The sequence below is a fragment of the Micromonospora sp. II genome (assembly GCF_001709195.1).
Classification (GTDB): Bacteria; Actinomycetota; Actinomycetes; order Mycobacteriales; family Micromonosporaceae; genus Micromonospora; species Micromonospora chalcea.
The window spans coordinates 1-14,587 of the sequence record NZ_LYXF01000029.1 but is presented as its reverse complement, the minus strand read 5'-3'; the positions used below and the strand labels follow the sequence as shown (position 1 = coordinate 14,587).

Here is a 14,587-nt window from a genome sequence, read left to right as displayed (position 1 = left end):
GCGTGCCGGCCGAGGTGTCCGGTGCCTTGTCCGTCCCGGCCGCCCAGTCCGCCGACCGGTCCGACGCTGACCGGTCCGACGCTGACCGGTCCGACGCTGACCGGTCCGACGCTGACCGGTCCGATGCTGACCGGTCCGATGCTGACCGGTCCGATGCTGGCCGGCCGACCGCTGACGGGCTCGACGGATCTGCCGCCGACGGACCCGACGTGCCGACCGCTGACGGGCTTGACGGATCTGTCGCTGACGGGCGGGCCTTCCGCGCCCCGAACAATCCGGTCGAGCGCCGGCGCGACACACCCGACGGGCGCTCACCGGAGCTGCCCGCCGACGACGTGCCGGACGGGTCCGACGCGGATCCGGCCGGCTCCGACGGCCCGTCCTTCGAGGCCGGGTCGCCGGTCGCCAGGTCGCCGGTCGCCAGGTCGGCCTCGCCGACGACCGGGTCCGGCTCGCCGGTGCGCTGGCGGGGGACGCTCACCCGCTCGGCGGCGCGACGCTCGGCGCGCTGGGCGAGCGCGGCCGTCAGCATCGAGCCGCCGACGCCGGCGATCACCGCGTACGGGGCGATCAGGTGGGCCGACAACTGCTCGGCGGCGATCCCGGCGAGCCGCGGTACGGCGAGCAGGTACGCCAGTGCCACGAGCAGCGGTCCGGCCGCTCCGGAGGCGGCCGCGCCGACCCGTACCTCGGCGGCGCGGGCCGCGCGCCGGGCCGCCAGCACGCCGATCACGAGCGCGGAGAGCACCGACAGCAGCGCGCCGGGCCAGTAGAAGTAGTCGCGGATCCAGAACGCGCCTCGGTCCGCGCTGATCTGCCAGATGCCGAGTTGGGCGGTGGTCAGGCCACGGCCGGCGATCACCCCGTCGACCACCGACACGACGGCGAGCAGCCAGAGCCAGCCCGAGGTGGCGATGAGGTTGGTGGCGGCGGCGCGGGTGTGCAGCGCCCAGGTGGCGAGCAGCATCCCGAGAAGCAGTCCGGCTCCCGCGTACGCGGCGGCGACGGTCTGCGGCGCGGACACGTCCGGCACCTGGGCCGCCCGCGCCGGCACCGCCACCAGCAGTACGGTGACGAGCGCGCCGACAGCTGCGGCGAGCACCAGCGCGAACCGGGGCGGCCGGCCCTGCGACTCGTCGTCCCGGCCCCGCAGGCGCTGGGCGCAGACCGCGCCGGCTATGACCGAGGTCGCCGCGATCCAGGTCGCCCACGCGAGGCTCGCCACCCAGGCCGCCTCGATCCGTACCGCGCCGGTCGGCGCCCAGTTGATGATGCCCAACCCGTACCCGAAACCGAGCTGCGCGGCGCCCGCGCCGGCAGCGACGCCGAGCGCGGCGGCGGTCGATCCTCCCCAGCCCCGACTGACCATGCCGGGGAGCGTAACGTCCCGAGGTCGGCGCGGCGAGTCGTGGCGACACGCCGTGACCGTTTGGCAGCGGTGGATACGGTCGTCGATGAGCGGGGGCGGGGGACATGACGGACGAGCGGCGACCGGACGGCGACGGCACCGGCCCGGGACGGGCCCGGCTGTTCCTCGGGGGTGGCCTGGCAGTGGTTCTGCTGGCGGTGATCGGGGGCAGCGCCGGCTGGATCCTGGCCGGCGACCCGGACCGTCCGGCCGCCTCCGGCGAGGCCACGCCGGTTGTCACCGCCTCGACGTCCGCGCCGGCCACCACGCCTCCCGCGACCACGGCCCCGACCGGTACGCGGACGAGCACGCCCGCCGGGCTCACCGTGCCCGAGGTGGTCGGCGTCGACTTCGAGCAGGCCCGCCGGGAGTTGCGTGACCGCCGGCTCGGCTGGCGACTGGTCTTCGGCACCGGCGCCGGACGCTCGGTGGAGCGCGCCTCCCCGGCGCCGGGTACGCCGGTGAAGCGCGGCGTCACCGTCTCCCTGTTCGTGACCGGACCGGCTCCGGCGGTCAGCGTGCCCGACGTGGGTGCGCTGTCCTGCTCCGACGCCGCTGACGATCTGGTGGACGCCGGGCTCTATCCCCGCTACGGCACTGGTCGCCAGGGCCCGGTCACGGCACAGGAGCCGGTCGCGGGCAGCCCGGCGCGGTGGAACGACCAGGTGGTGCTGACCTGCGGCGACACCCGGTCCGAGTCGCCGTCCGCCACCCCGTCGCCGACTGGCTGACCGGCGCGGGCGCGCTGATCCCGGCCGACCTGGCGGTGGCCCGTTACGGTGGACGATCGAGGGCCGTGCGCCCCGTCCCGGTGGGGAAAGGACGTGCCATGAGCGACGACCGTCAGGATCCTCCCGCCGGTGACGCGGACGAGACCCGCGCCGTGCCCCGGCATCCGGCTGGGGAGGACGCCGACGCCACCCGCGCGATGCCGCGCGACTCGGGCGGAGAGGACGTCGACGCGACCCGCGCCATGCCGCGCAATGCCGCCGGGAGCGACGAGACCCGGGCGATGCCGCCGGACGCGGGCGGTGACGCAACCCGTCCGCTGCCCGGCGGGCCGTCGCGGCGTCCGTTGGACGCCACCGCACCGCAGGAGCCGGTGGGCGCCTGGTCCGGCCGGGCCGGGGTGCCGCCGCCGCGACCGGCCGGCTATCCCGAGCCCGGGGGCGAGTGGTACGGCGACGAGCAGGCCGGACGCCGCTGGTGGATGCCGATCCTGCTGGGCATCCTGGCGCTGCTCCTGCTGGGCTTGATCGGGGCGGGGGTGTGGCTGGCGCTGCGTGCCGCCGACCGGGACCCGGATCCGGGCACGGTGCCGTCGGCGGTGCCGAGCACCTCGGCGCAGACCAGTGCCGCCCCGACGAGCGCCGCGCCGAGCAGTTCCCCGCCGAGCACGCTACCCACGACCGAGGCGGTCGAGGTGCCGATGCCACCGCTTGTGGGGCTGCCGGAGGCCGCCGCCCGGGCGGCGCTCGACCGGCTGGACGTGGACTACCGGGTGCAGCGGCGGGCGTCGGACCGGCCGGCCGGCACGGTGATCTCGACCGATCCGGAGGCCGGCTACCCGGTGGGCGAGGACGACCGGGTCACCATCGTGGTGGCCGTACCCGCGCCGCCGACCGCCGGCCCGAGCTCGCCGGGTTCCGCCCCGGCGACCACCACCACGCCCTGACGTCCACGACCGGCGTCGGAACGTTCACCACTGACGCCGGCGGGCGCCGACCAGCCCGAGGCCGGCGAGGGAGATGGCGAGCCCGAGCAGGCCGGAGTAGAACAGCGACCGGCTGAGGTCGTCGGTGGGGTCGGTGGGCCGCTCGGCGAGCGTGCCCTCGCCGCCTCCGGTGCCCGCGGGCGGCGCGTCGGCCTCCGGATCGTCCTCGTCCTGCGACGGGTCGGTGGGAGACCAGCCGTCGTCCTCGCCGGCCGCCGCCCGGGCGTCCTCGCCGGATGCGGCTCGGCCGTCCTCACCGGCCACGGTGATCTCCGGGGCCGGTACCGGCTCGGCGAGCTGCTGGGTGGCGGAGAAGGCGGGGTGCCGCACCACGAGCGCGAGCGCGGTGGCCACGACGAGGAAGGCGAACAGCCCGAGGGCATAGCCGACACGGGACCGGTGGTGCCGCCGCGCGGCGGGCAGATTGACCATGACCATCCCAGGTTCAGGGTCCGTGGCGCGCGGGTGGAACATGCCGGGGTGGGCGTACCGATTCTATGGCGTCGGCACGCCCTCCCGACCGGGAATCGTGAGGTCAGCCCACCCGGACCGGAGTCCGGACCACCGGGCGGCGGGCCGTCCGGACGGTGTGCTGCCGGGGAACCGGCGCAGCGTGGACCTGCTGCAACCCCTCTTCGAGTACGAAGATCGACCGCCGGTTGACCGCGTCCCCCGCCGCGTTCAACTCGTAGCCGTCGAGCCAGAGCCAACCGTCGTAGGTCGGCCAGTCGAGAATCCGGATCACCCGGAACATGATCGGTCGGAAGAACTGGACACTCGCCGCGCGCGTCACGTGCAGTACGTCACCGGAGCGGGGAAGCACATGGGCTCCTGGGGAGGGTCGGCCGGTCGTCGGGACCGGCGAGGCTGAACGAGGTCGGTGCGGTCCGGTGACGGGGGTCTGCCTCGTGGACCGGCGGTCGTTTGGCGGTGCTGGTCGGGCCGTACCCGCGGTGGCGGACCGCCACCCGACCATCACCCGGCTGCTCCCGGTTACCGCTCCCGCCGCCGCAGCCAAGCTGGCTTGCAGCGACGGGGTCTTCATTCCGGGGCAGGTCGCACGGCGCGGGACGGCTCCCCTCCGGCCGTCCCACGGACCGCGGTGTCACCACGCCCGGAGATCGTTCGAAGACGGTGAGTAACCCGTGCCATACGGACAGAGTGCTACAGCGACGTGCGACATGCAAGTTGCACGTCGTGTTTTGCGGATAGGTGAGGAGGACACGTGAACGGGAAACTTGAAGCGTCAGGTATCGGGGCGTCACACTGGACGCCGGTTTCGCCCGTCGCGGCCGGTCGACGACCGGCACCACCCCTGCCGCGAACGCTCGCCCGCCGCCCGCCGGTCGCGCCCGCGGTGGGTGCGGAATCGGGGCGCGACCGACCGGAGGTAGCCGGGTGACTGTGACGCAGTCGCGAGCCGAGGAGATGCCGTGACCGAACGGCGCAGCCCCACCATCCGGCGGCGCCGGCTGGGGGCGGAACTCCGCCGGCAGCGCGAGGCCGCGGGCATCACCATAGAAGCGGTGGCCGAGCAGTTGGAGTGCTCGGCGTCGAAGGTCTCCCGGATCGAGACCGGCCACACCACCGCCACGCCGCGCGACGTGCGCGACATGCTCCGTATCTACGGAGTCGTCGGCGCGGAGAGCGACGAGCTGGTGCAGATCGCCCGTGAGGCCCGGCAGAAGGGCTGGTGGCATCCGTACAGCACGGTGCTGGTCGGGGCGTACGTCGGCCTGGAGGCCGCGGCCAGCTCCATCCGGGCGTACGAGCAGCAGGTCGTGCCGGGGCTGCTGGAGACCGAGGAGTACGCCGGCGCGATGATCCGGGCGGCCCGGCCGGACTTCACCGCCGAACAAGTAGACCAACGGGTGCGTGTCCGATTGGGCCGTCAGTCGTTGTTGACGCAGGACGATCCGGTCGATCTGTGGGTGGTGCTCGATGAGGCGGTGCTGAGCAGGCCGGTTGGCGGCGACGCGGTGATGCGTGGTCAGCTCAAGCGGCTGGTGGAGGTGGCTGAACTGCCGAACGTGACAGTGCAGGTCCTGCCCTTCGAGGTGGGCGCGCACGCGGGCATGGACGGCACCTTCACGATCCTCAGCTTCCCCGAGCCGAGTGATCCCGATGTCGTGTACGCGGAGAACGCCACGGGTGGGCTCTTCCTGGAGAAGAGCGACGAACTGCAGAAGTACAGCTTCATCTTCGATCACATTCGAGCAGCGGCCATACGCCCGGAGGAATCCATCGCACATATCGCGAAACTGGCAGAGGAGCCACTGTGGAAATGGCGACCAAGGAGTTCCCCGTGGACCTGACGCAGGCGACGTGGTTCAAGAGCTCGAAGAGCGGGCCGAACTGCGACAACTGCGTGGAGGTCGCGTACGTGACCGGGGCGGTCGGGGTCCGGGACTCGAAGGACAAGACAGGCCCGGCCCTGATCTTCGCTCCGGACGACTGGCAGACCTTCGTCGCCCGCGCCCGGGGCGGCGCGTTCGGCCGGAGCTGACCGGCACCGCAGCGTGGTCCCGTCCGGCAGCGTCGCCGGGCGGGACCATTCGCGTCCGGACGCCGCACCCGTCGCCAGTTTCGATCCGCCTCGTTGAACCGCACGGATCGGCAACCGAACGAGGCAGGCGAGACGGATGACGACGATCGGTTCAGAGAACCTCACCAGCGGCCCGGGCAAGCCCGAGCGGTTCGGTGGCAAGTACCGCGGCGCCCGCCGGGACACCGTCCTCACCGAGGTGGTCTCCGGCGACGGCGAGGAGGCCCGCGAGGGTGGCGTGCCCGAGCAGGCCGCGACGCCGCTGTCCCTGCCGTCGCTGGACCCCAACCCGCTGACCGAGCCGTCCTTCCCGCCGAGCGGCTGGCCGGTCGAGCAGCAGGAGTCCCTGGTGGACCACCCGCTGCTGCGCGGTCTGCTGATGGAGCTGCCTCCGAAGGGCAGCGTGCCTCCGCCCGGCTGGCTGGACCGCTGGTTCGAGGCGACCCGCGCGATCCTGGAACTGCTATACGTGCAGGGCGCGAGCCGGTCGCGCTGACACCGGCTCGGCCGCCGGCATGGCCCGCTCGGCGAGCCGGTTGTGCCGCAGCGCGTGGCGTACTCCGATCGCGCACACACCGAGCACCCCGACGGTGATCGCCGGGCCGGCGACGCCCGGCGCGGCGAACAGGTCGACTCCGGCCGCCGGCAGCACCGCCACCAGCGCCGCGATCGCCGTCGCCTGCAACGGCAGCGCGATCAGCGGATGCGCCGCGGCCGCGCGCAGCCCGTGCGGGGCGGGCGTTCCCGGCGCCGCCGCGAACGCGCCCGCGCCGGACCGCAGCCGCCGGACCCGCCGTACCGTGCAGACCGCCACCACGGCCGCCGGCGCCGCCGCGAGGCCGAGCGCGGCGGCGGCCCGGTCCACAGCGGTGTCGCCGGCGCTCTGCAGGCCCGCGGCGAGGACCGCCGCGGTGAGCGCGAGGCCGGTCAGCACCAGGGCGGACAACCATCCGGTACGCCGGCGCAGCGCGCGGGCGCGGTCGAGCCCGGGCAGGCCCTCCGCGACCAGTCCGGCGGCCAGCCAGACGGCGGCGACGGGAAGCAGTACGGCGAGACGGTCATCCATGCCCCTCAGCCTTGCCCGTTTCGACGTTCGCCGAATCCGGGACGGCACCCCGGTTCGTCCCGTATCCGGGCCCGTAGGGGTCGTCGGGGCGGGTCAGACGTCGAAAGTGGCCGGTCGGGTGGTGGCCGGCGCCGGCGGGGTGGCCTTCCACAGCCCGGTCTTCTGGGCGGCGAGCCGGGCCAGGTAGGCCGGGTTGAGGATGACGTACCGGCGCCACAGGCGCTTGGGCTCCAGGCCGAGGCGCCAGAACCACTCCAGCCCGGCGCGCTGCATCCACGGTGGCGGGTTGCGCAGCAGACCGGCGTGGTAGTCGAACGCCGCGCCGACAGCCATCAGCGGCATGTCCAGCAGCGGGCGCATGGCGTACGCGAAGACCTCCTGGCGCGGGCAGCCCAGCCCGACCAGGACGAGGCGGGCGCCGCTGGCCCGGATCCGGTCGGCGATCTCGGCGTCCTCGCCCGGGGTGGCGGCGCGGAACTTGGACGGCTCGACCCCGGCGATCTTCAGCGCGGGGAACTTGCGCTCCAGCGCCGGGACCAGCCGGGACAGCGTCTCCTCGGTGGAGCCGTAGAGGTAGACCGGCAGCCCCTCCTCGGCGAACCGGGCGAGCACCCGCAGGGTCAGCTCCGGCCCGTAGACGCGGTCGGTGAGCCCGGCGCCGTGCAGCAGGTTGAGCGCCCAGCGCACCGGCTGACCGTCCGGGGTGACCACGTCGAACGAGTTGAGCCGGGCGTTGTGCGCCGGGTCGAGTACGCCGGTCATCACGCCGTGCACGGCGAGCGCGGTGAGCGCCAGTGGGCGGCGTTCGTGCGCGGCCGAGACCACGGCCTCGGTGGCCCGGGCGTAGTCGGTCGCGTCGACCCCGACGCCGAGGACGTTGCGCTTGGTCCCGGCGCTCATGCCTTCGGCACCCACTTGTCGACGTTGGCCTCGTAGATCTCGCGGAGGATCATCGGCACGTCGTACGTGATCTTCCAGGACGGGTAGTGCTCCTCGAAGCGGGCCATGCTGCTGACGTACCACTGGTGGTCGCCGGTGCGGGCCTGCTCGACGTAGTTGATCCGGGCCTCGCGGCCGGTGATCTCCTGGGCGATCCGGAACGCCTCGATGTGCGAGGTGTTCGAGTGCCGGCCGCCGCCGAGGTTGTAGACCTGGGCCGAGCGCGGCTCGCGGAAGAACGCCTCGAACGCGGTGAGCACGTCGTGCGAGTGGATCGCGTCCCGGACCATCTTCCCCTTGTAGCCGAAGAGGTTGTACGTCCGGCCCTCCATCACGCAGCGCATCAGGTACGCCAGGAAGCCGTGCAGCTCGGCGGCGGAGTGCGCCGGGCCGGTCAGCGTGCCGCCCCGGAAGCAGGCGGTCTTCATGTCGAAGTAGCGGCCGTACTCCTGGACCATCACGTCCGAGGCGACCTTCGAGGCGCCGAAGATCGAGTGCAGCGACTCGTCGATCGACATGTCCTCGGTGATGCCGTCGTACCAGCGGTGGTCCTCGGGCAGCTCGTAGCGGGTCTCCAGCTCGATCAGCGGCAGCGAGTTGGGCCGGTCGCCGTACACCTTGTTGGTGGAGCAGTGGATGAACGGCGCGTCGATCGCGTGCCGCCGGGTGTACTCCAGCACGTTGAGCGTGCCGCCGGCGTTCACGTCGAAGTCGGTGAACGGCTCCTTGGCGGCCCAGTCGTGGCTCGGCTGGGCGGCGCTGTGGATCACCACGGCGATGTCCTTGCCGTACCGCTTGAAGACCTGCTCCAGGCCGTCCCGGTCGCGGATGTCCACGGCGTGGTGGGTGTACGCGGAGCCGAGGTCGGCGGCGAGCCGGTCCAGGCTCCAGGCGGTCGAGCCGTCCTCGCCGAAGAAGTACCGCCGCATGTCGTTGTCGATGCCGACCACGTCGAGACCGAGTCCGGCGAAGTGCCGGGCCGCCTCGGAGCCGATCAGACCGCCGGAACCGGTCACCAACGCGACAGTCACACGCCACTCCTGGTCCGTGGGAGGCAGGGAAACCATCGGAGCATAGCGTGACGTCCGAAACGCCCCGATACGAAGCAAGGGCCCCGCTGTCTGCGGAGCCCTTGTTCTGGTGGGGATGGGGGGAGTTGAACCCCCACGTCCTTTCGGACACACGGACCTGAACCGTGCGCGTCTGCCATTCCGCCACATCCCCGTGGCACGACCCGGAACACCATATCGCATCCCGCGCCCGCCATCTGCGACGGGTGCCGGGACATATTACGCTGTCCACTGGCCACGCCACGAACGATCACCGCTCGTGGCGGGCGAAACTTTAGCACGTCCGCGGGCCTGGTCACGAACGGGCCGACGGCAGCCGGCCGAGCGGCGTGTGAGCTGCGGAGGCGGTGTCCGGATACCATCATTGCCTCGGGACCCGAGGAGGAGCCGGTGAGCGTGCTGCAACGCTTCGAGAAGCGTCTGGAAGGCCTGGTCGAGGGGGCCTTCGCCAAGGTCTTCAAAGGGGTGGTCCACCCCGTGGAGATCCTCAACGCCATGCAGCGGGAGGCCGAGGCGCACAAGGCGATCCTGGCCGGTGGGCGCACCCTTGTGCCCAACCGCTACGTGATCGATCTCTCGCCCTACGACCACAGTCGGCTGGCGCCGTACGCTGCCGCGCTGGCCCAGGAGCTGGCGCAGTCGCAGGCCGAGTTCATCGGCGAGCAGGCGTGGACGGTCTACGGCGACGTGATCGTCGAGGTCGAGCGCGGTGAGGGCCTGGACACCGGCATGTTCAGGGTCACCGCCGAGGTCTACACCGGCGGGGACGTCGCCCCGGTCTCCGCGCCCGGCGGCTACGACGCCGGCCCGGCGTACCCGGCGTACGACCAGGGCGGCGGCTACGGCCCTCCGCCCGGTCACGGCGGTGGCCGCAACGTCCGCCTGGTCTCCGGCGACGGCCGCACCTACCCCCTCCAGATGGGCTCGACCGTGATCGGCCGCGGCGACCAGGCCAACCTGCGCCTGCCCGACGTCGGCATCTCGCGACGCCACGCCCGGCTGGACTTCGACGGCGGGCAGGTCGTGCTGACCGACCTGGGCTCCACGAACGGCACGATGGTCAACGGCCAGCGCGTCTCGGCGGTCGCCCTCAACCCCGGCGACATGATCCAGCTCGGCACCACGACGCTGACCTTCCGCGTGGACGGCTGATCCCCGTTGCCGGAGCTCGTCATCACCGTCGCCCGGTTCGGGTTCCTCATCCTGCTGTGGATCTTCGTGTTCACGGTCGTCGGTGTGATCCGCCGGGACCTGTTCGCGGGCGCCCGGTCGGGCCGCCTGGTGGCCGCGCCGCGGGGGATCGGCGCGTCGACCGGGCAGGCGGGGAAGCCGGCGAAGGCCAAGCGCGGCCGGGCCGCCCACCAGCTCGTGGTCACCGCCGGCCAGCTGGCCGGCACCCGGATCACGCTCGGCGAGGCCCAGATCACCATCGGCCGGGCGGAGGACTCGACGCTGGTGATCACCGACGACTACGCCTCGGCGCGACACGCCCGGCTGGTGCCCCGTGAGGGGCAGTGGTACGTCGAGGACCTCGGATCGACTAACGGCACCTATCTCGATCGCGCTAAGGTCACCGGACCAACCCCCGTCCCCCTCGGCGTGCCGATCCGGATCGGCCGCACTTCCCTCGAATTACGGCCATGACTCTGACCCTGCGCTACGCGGCCCACAGCGACCGCGGTCTGATCCGAGACGGCAATCAGGATTCCGTCTACGCCGGACCGCGGCTGCTCGCCGTGGCCGACGGCATGGGCGGCATGGCCGCCGGTGACGTCGCCAGCAACATCGTCATCGGTGCCATGGCGCCGCTCGACGAGGACGTCCCCGGTGACGCCCTGGTCGACGCGCTCCGCTCCGCCGTGGGCACCGCCAACCAGCAGCTCCGCGACACCGTGGACGCCAACCCGCAGCTGGAGGGGATGGGCACCACGCTCACCGCGACCCTCTTCTCCGGCAGCAAGCTCGGGATGGTCCACATCGGTGACTCGCGGGCCTATCTCCTGCGCAACGGTGAGTTCGCGCAGATCACCAAGGACGACACGTACGTCCAGATGCTCGTCGACGAGGGCCGGATCAGCGCGGAGGAGGCGAGCAGCCACCCCCAGCGCTCGCTGCTCACCCGGGCGCTCGACGGCCGCGACATCGACCCGGAGTACAGCGTCCGGCAGGTGCTGCCCGGCGACCGCTACCTGATCTGCTCCGACGGGCTCTCCGGCGTGGTCAGCGCGGACACCATCGCCGACACCATGCGGGAGTACCCCGACCCGCAGCGGTGCGTGGAACGCCTGGTGCAGCTCGCGCTGCGCGGCGGCGGCCCGGACAACATCACCGTGATCATCGCCGACGCCACCGACCAGGACATCGTCGAGGCGTCCCCGATCGTGGGCGGCGCCGCCGCCCGGGACCGCGGCATGGCGACCTCGGCCGACGACTCCACCCCGGCGGCCCGCGCCTCGGCGCTGTCCGCGCCCCGGCCACCCGTCCCCGAGGAGCCGGCGGACAACCGCGACGACGAGCCCGACGGCCGGCGCCGCCGACCGCTGCGCACCGTCGCGATGGTGCTGGCGCTCGCGGTCATCGTCGGCGGCGGCGTGTTCGGCGGCTGGACGTACACCCAGCGGCAGTACTACGTCGGCGCCACCGACGACGGCCAGCTCGCGGTCTTCCGCGGCGTGCCCGGCCAGGTCGCCGGGCTGGACCTGTCGAACGTGCACGAGCGCAGCGACGCCCGGCTCGACGACCTGACGCTGGCCGCCCAGGAGCGGGTGAAGCAGGGCATCCAGGCCCGCAACGAGCCGGACGCCGAGCGCCGGCTGGCGGAGCTGACCAGCGACGACCCGGGCAACCCGAACCTCAAGCCGCTCTGCCCGCCCGACCCGACGCCCGGTGTGACCAGTCCGACGCCGGTGGCCACCACCGACCCGCTGCCCCCGCCGAGCGGCAGCCCGCTCCCGTCCACGCCGCCCGCGGGCGCGTCGACGCCCACCCCCGACGCGCCGACGCCGACGTTCACCACCACGCCCGACGCCGTTCCCTCCGACACCGTTCCGCCGGCCGATCCGGCGGGTTGCCGGTCGCCGCAGTGAGTGCCGGCTCGATCCCGAGGACGTATCCGTGACCGCAGCCGCCGTACCGGCCGCCTCGCCCGCTTCGACGGGCGAGCAGTCCGGCGTACGCCTGGCCCGGTCCCGGCGTAACGCCGAGCTGTCCCTGCTCCTGCTCGCCATGGTGCTCGTGGCGGCGTACGCGGCGATGGTCGAGGCGAAGGCGCTGGACACGATCACGTCCGACTTCTGGATCCCGGCCGCCGCGCTGGGGCTGGTCTTCCTCGGCCTGCACCTGGTGATCCGCTGGCTGGCGCCGTACGCCGATCCGGCGCTGCTGCCGGCGGTGGCCCTGCTCAACGGCATCGGCGTGGGCTTCCTGCGCCGGTACGACCTGGCCAAGGCCGCGCCCGCGGAGCGGGAGGACCTGGCCATCTTCGCCGGCACCGGTGGCCGGCAGCTCGCCTGGACGCTGGCCGCCGTGGTGCTTGCCGCCGGGCTGCTGGCGATCCTGCGCGACCACCGGTCGCTGTCCCGGTACGCGTACACGCTGGGCCTGGCCGGCATCGTGCTGGTGATGATCCCGGCGGTGCTGCCCAGCCGCTTCTCCGAGATCAACGGCGCCAAGCTGTGGATCAAGTTCGGCGGGTTCTCCATCCAGCCGGGCGAGTTCGCCAAGCTGGCCCTGCTCACGTTCTTCGCCTACTACCTGGTGCGCAAGCGTGAGGTGCTCTCGCTCGCCAGCCGGCGGGTGCTCGGCATCGACTTCCCGCGCGGGCGCGACCTCGGCCCGGTGCTGGTGGTGTGGCTGGTCAGCCTCCTGGTCCTGATCTTCGAGAAGGACCTGGGCACCTCGCTGCTCTACTTCGGCATGTTCGTGGTGACGCTCTACATCGCCACCGAGCGGGTGAGCTGGCTGCTCATCGGTCTGATCCTGTTCTTCGGCGGCGCCTATCTGGCGTACGTGCTGGGCAGCACCGTGGGCGGCCCGTTCGCGAACTTCTACGACCGGGCGCAGATCTGGCTCGACCCGTTCGCCGAGCCGTACGACCGGGGTTACCAGTTGGTGCAGGGCCTGCTCACGCTCGGCACCGGCGGTCTGTTCGGGGCCGGTCCGGGTGGCGGCCAGCCGACGCTGCTGCCCGAGGTGCAGACCGACTTCATCTTCGCCGGCATCGGTGAGGAGATCGGCCTGTTCGGTCTCTCCGCGCTGCTGGTGATCTACCTGCTGATCGTGGAGCGGGGCCTGCGCGCCGCGCTGGCGGTGCGGGACTCGTTCGGCAAGCTGCTCGCCGGTGGCCTGGCGTTCACGCTGGGCCTGCAGGTCTTCGTCATCGTCGGCGGCATCAGCAAGCTCATCCCGCTGACCGGCCAGACCACCCCGTTCCTGTCCGCCGGTGGCTCCTCGCTGATGGCGAACTGGCTGCTGATCGCGGTGCTGCTGCGCGTCTCCGACGGTGCCCGCCGACCGGTGACCGGTGGTGGCGGCCCGGCGGCCCGGCCGTCCGGTGGTCCACCCGAGCAGTTGCACGGCGCCCCGACGGAGGTGATCCGACCGTGAACGCCCCTCTGCGCCGCGTCGGCGTGGTCGTGATGGTCCTGTTCGGGCTCCTCTTCGCGAACCTGAACTGGATCCAGGCCTACAAGGCCGACGAATACCGCAACAGCGACTACAACGGCCGGGTTCAGGTCGCCGAGTACGACCGCAAGCGCGGCAACATCGAGGTCGGCGGCACCGCGTACGCGCTCAGCAAGGAGACCGGCGGTGAGCTGAAGTACCAGCGGACCTACCCGGGCGGCGAGATGTACGCGCACGTGCTCGGCTGGAAGCCGGTCAACGGCAGCGCGAGCGGTATCGAGCGGGTGGAGAACGACTTCCTCGCCGGCACCAGCGACGCGCTGATCGCCAACCGGATCAAGGACATGTTCACCGGTGACGAGACCGGTGGCGGGAACGTGGTGCTGACGCTGTCGAAGCGGGCCCAGGAGACGGCGTACAAGCAGCTGAACGACAACCAGGTGGGCGCGACGAAGGGCGCGGCGATCGCGATCGACCCGCGTACCGGCGCGGTGCAGGCGCTGGTCTCCATGCCGAGCTTCGACCCGAACCCGCTGGCCAGCCACAACAGCACCGAGGCGGACCGGGCGTACAACACGCTGGAGAAGGACAAGGATCGGCCGCTGGCGAACCGGGCGCTGTCCGAGACGCTGCCGCCCGGCTCCACCTTCAAAATCATCATGGCGGCGGCCGCGCTGGAGAACGGCGTCGGCCAGCAGACCCGCATCCCGGCCGGCTCCAGCTACACCGCGCCCGGCGCCGGACAGCCGATCCGCAACGCCGCGCCGTCGATCTGCCCCGAGTCGCAGGTGACGCTGCGCGAGGCGGTCACCGAGTCCTGCAACACCGGCTTCGCCCAGCTCGGCGTGCGGCTCGGCGCGGACAAGGTGAAGGAGAAGGCCAAGCAGTTCGGCTTCGAGCAGGACGACCTCACCGTCGGCCAGCTCGGCGAGGGTGGCCTCCCGGTGGCGGCCAGCCGCACCGGCGACATGCAGAACCCGGACGGCAGCACCGACCCGGCGGCGCTCGCCCAGTCGTCGATCGGCCAGAACAACGTGCGGATGACGCCGTTGCAGGGCGCGCTGATCGCGGCCGCGGTGGCGAACAAGGACGGCAAGCAGATGCGTCCGTACCTGGTCAAGCAGTTGCTCGGGCCGGACCGCACCACCGTCTACGACCCCGCCCAGCCGCGCGAGCTGCGCCGCCCGATCAGCGGTCAGGTCGCGGCCGACCTGCGCGACAT

Annotated in this window: 15 protein-coding genes, 1 tRNA gene and 1 pseudogene; 10 read left to right on the top strand and 7 right to left on the bottom strand. The window is 72.6% G+C overall.

The features are described 5' to 3' along the window. Positions 1-136 precede the first annotated feature (136 nt). A pseudogene (locus A8711_RS16900) lies at positions 137-1,369 on the bottom strand (hypothetical protein); the annotation flags it as partial. A 104-nt stretch (positions 1,370-1,473) separates the two neighbouring features. Here A8711_RS16900 and A8711_RS16895 point away from each other — a divergent pair. Both A8711_RS16895 and A8711_RS16890 read left to right on the top strand, forming a co-directional pair. Continuing rightward, on the top strand, positions 1,474-2,139 hold the full coding sequence (locus A8711_RS16895) for a PASTA domain-containing protein (protein ID WP_069088776.1): 666 nt from the start codon (positions 1,474-1,476) through the stop codon (positions 2,137-2,139). A 98-nt stretch (positions 2,140-2,237) separates the two neighbouring features. Further along, complete coding sequence (locus A8711_RS16890) at positions 2,238-3,083, top strand: PASTA domain-containing protein (RefSeq protein ID WP_083297033.1); 846 nt, start codon at positions 2,238-2,240, stop codon at positions 3,081-3,083. Positions 3,084-3,107: 24 nt separating this feature from the next. Here the strand turns inward: A8711_RS16890 and A8711_RS16885 are convergent, their stop codons facing one another. Then, a complete protein-coding gene (locus A8711_RS16885) occupies positions 3,108-3,560 on the bottom strand; it encodes a hypothetical protein (protein WP_104112595.1) in 453 nt (150 codons plus the stop codon). Positions 3,561-3,657: 97 nt separating this feature from the next. Continuing rightward, positions 3,658-3,945 (bottom strand): hypothetical protein, encoded by a 288-nt coding sequence (locus A8711_RS16880; protein WP_030500482.1) that lies wholly within the window; start codon positions 3,943-3,945, stop codon positions 3,658-3,660. A gap of 610 nt (positions 3,946-4,555) precedes the next feature. Between A8711_RS16880 and A8711_RS16875 the strand changes: the two genes are divergently transcribed. From A8711_RS16875 to A8711_RS16865, 3 genes are all read left to right on the top strand, one after another. Beyond that, positions 4,556-5,437: a helix-turn-helix transcriptional regulator gene (locus tag A8711_RS16875; protein WP_043327628.1), complete on the top strand. Its 882-nt coding sequence runs from the start codon at positions 4,556-4,558 to the stop codon at positions 5,435-5,437. Then, positions 5,407-5,628: a DUF397 domain-containing protein gene (locus A8711_RS16870; RefSeq protein WP_043327627.1), complete on the top strand. Its 222-nt coding sequence runs from the start codon at positions 5,407-5,409 to the stop codon at positions 5,626-5,628. Before A8711_RS16875 ends, A8711_RS16870 begins: the two co-directional genes overlap by 31 nt. A gap of 136 nt (positions 5,629-5,764) precedes the next feature. Further along, a complete protein-coding gene (locus A8711_RS16865) occupies positions 5,765-6,163 on the top strand; it encodes a hypothetical protein (protein WP_069088775.1) in 399 nt (132 codons plus the stop codon). On the opposite strand, the gene A8711_RS16860 is transcribed toward A8711_RS16865, so the two are convergent. The 4 genes from A8711_RS16860 to A8711_RS16845 form a co-directional block, all read right to left on the bottom strand. Further along, positions 6,131-6,733: a hypothetical protein gene (locus A8711_RS16860; RefSeq protein ID WP_069088774.1), complete on the bottom strand. Its 603-nt coding sequence runs from the start codon at positions 6,731-6,733 to the stop codon at positions 6,131-6,133. The genes A8711_RS16865 and A8711_RS16860 overlap by 33 nt on opposite strands. Before the next feature lie 93 nt (positions 6,734-6,826). Further along, positions 6,827-7,633, bottom strand: coding sequence for a WecB/TagA/CpsF family glycosyltransferase (locus A8711_RS16855; RefSeq protein WP_069088773.1), 807 nt, complete (start codon positions 7,631-7,633; stop codon positions 6,827-6,829). Beyond that, positions 7,630-8,739 (bottom strand): NAD-dependent epimerase/dehydratase family protein, encoded by a 1,110-nt coding sequence (locus A8711_RS16850; RefSeq protein ID WP_051611303.1) that lies wholly within the window; start codon positions 8,737-8,739, stop codon positions 7,630-7,632. Before A8711_RS16850 ends, A8711_RS16855 begins: the two co-directional genes overlap by 4 nt. 71 nt (positions 8,740-8,810) lie before the next feature. Next, positions 8,811-8,896: transfer RNA gene (locus A8711_RS16845), tRNA-Leu, on the bottom strand. Between the two features lie 209 nt (positions 8,897-9,105). Here A8711_RS16845 and A8711_RS16840 point away from each other — a divergent pair. The 5 genes from A8711_RS16840 to A8711_RS16820 all read left to right on the top strand — a co-directional run. Then, complete coding sequence (locus tag A8711_RS16840; protein WP_026267912.1) at positions 9,106-9,894, top strand: DUF3662 and FHA domain-containing protein; 789 nt, start codon at positions 9,106-9,108, stop codon at positions 9,892-9,894. Positions 9,895-9,900: 6 nt separating this feature from the next. Continuing rightward, a complete protein-coding gene (locus tag A8711_RS16835; protein WP_030500489.1) occupies positions 9,901-10,386 on the top strand; it encodes an FHA domain-containing protein in 486 nt (161 codons plus the stop codon). Continuing rightward, positions 10,383-11,828 carry a PP2C family serine/threonine-protein phosphatase gene (locus A8711_RS16830; RefSeq protein WP_069088772.1) on the top strand — a complete coding sequence of 482 codons (1,446 nt, stop codon included), beginning with the start codon at positions 10,383-10,385 and terminating at the stop codon, positions 11,826-11,828. Before A8711_RS16835 ends, A8711_RS16830 begins: the two co-directional genes overlap by 4 nt. A gap of 28 nt (positions 11,829-11,856) precedes the next feature. Next, positions 11,857-13,347: an FtsW/RodA/SpoVE family cell cycle protein gene (locus tag A8711_RS16825; RefSeq protein ID WP_043327622.1), complete on the top strand. Its 1,491-nt coding sequence runs from the start codon at positions 11,857-11,859 to the stop codon at positions 13,345-13,347. Further along, a partial coding sequence (locus A8711_RS16820) for a penicillin-binding transpeptidase domain-containing protein (protein ID WP_069088771.1) occupies positions 13,344-14,587 on the top strand: 1,244 nt, incomplete at its 3' end. The genes A8711_RS16825 and A8711_RS16820, both read left to right, overlap by 4 nt.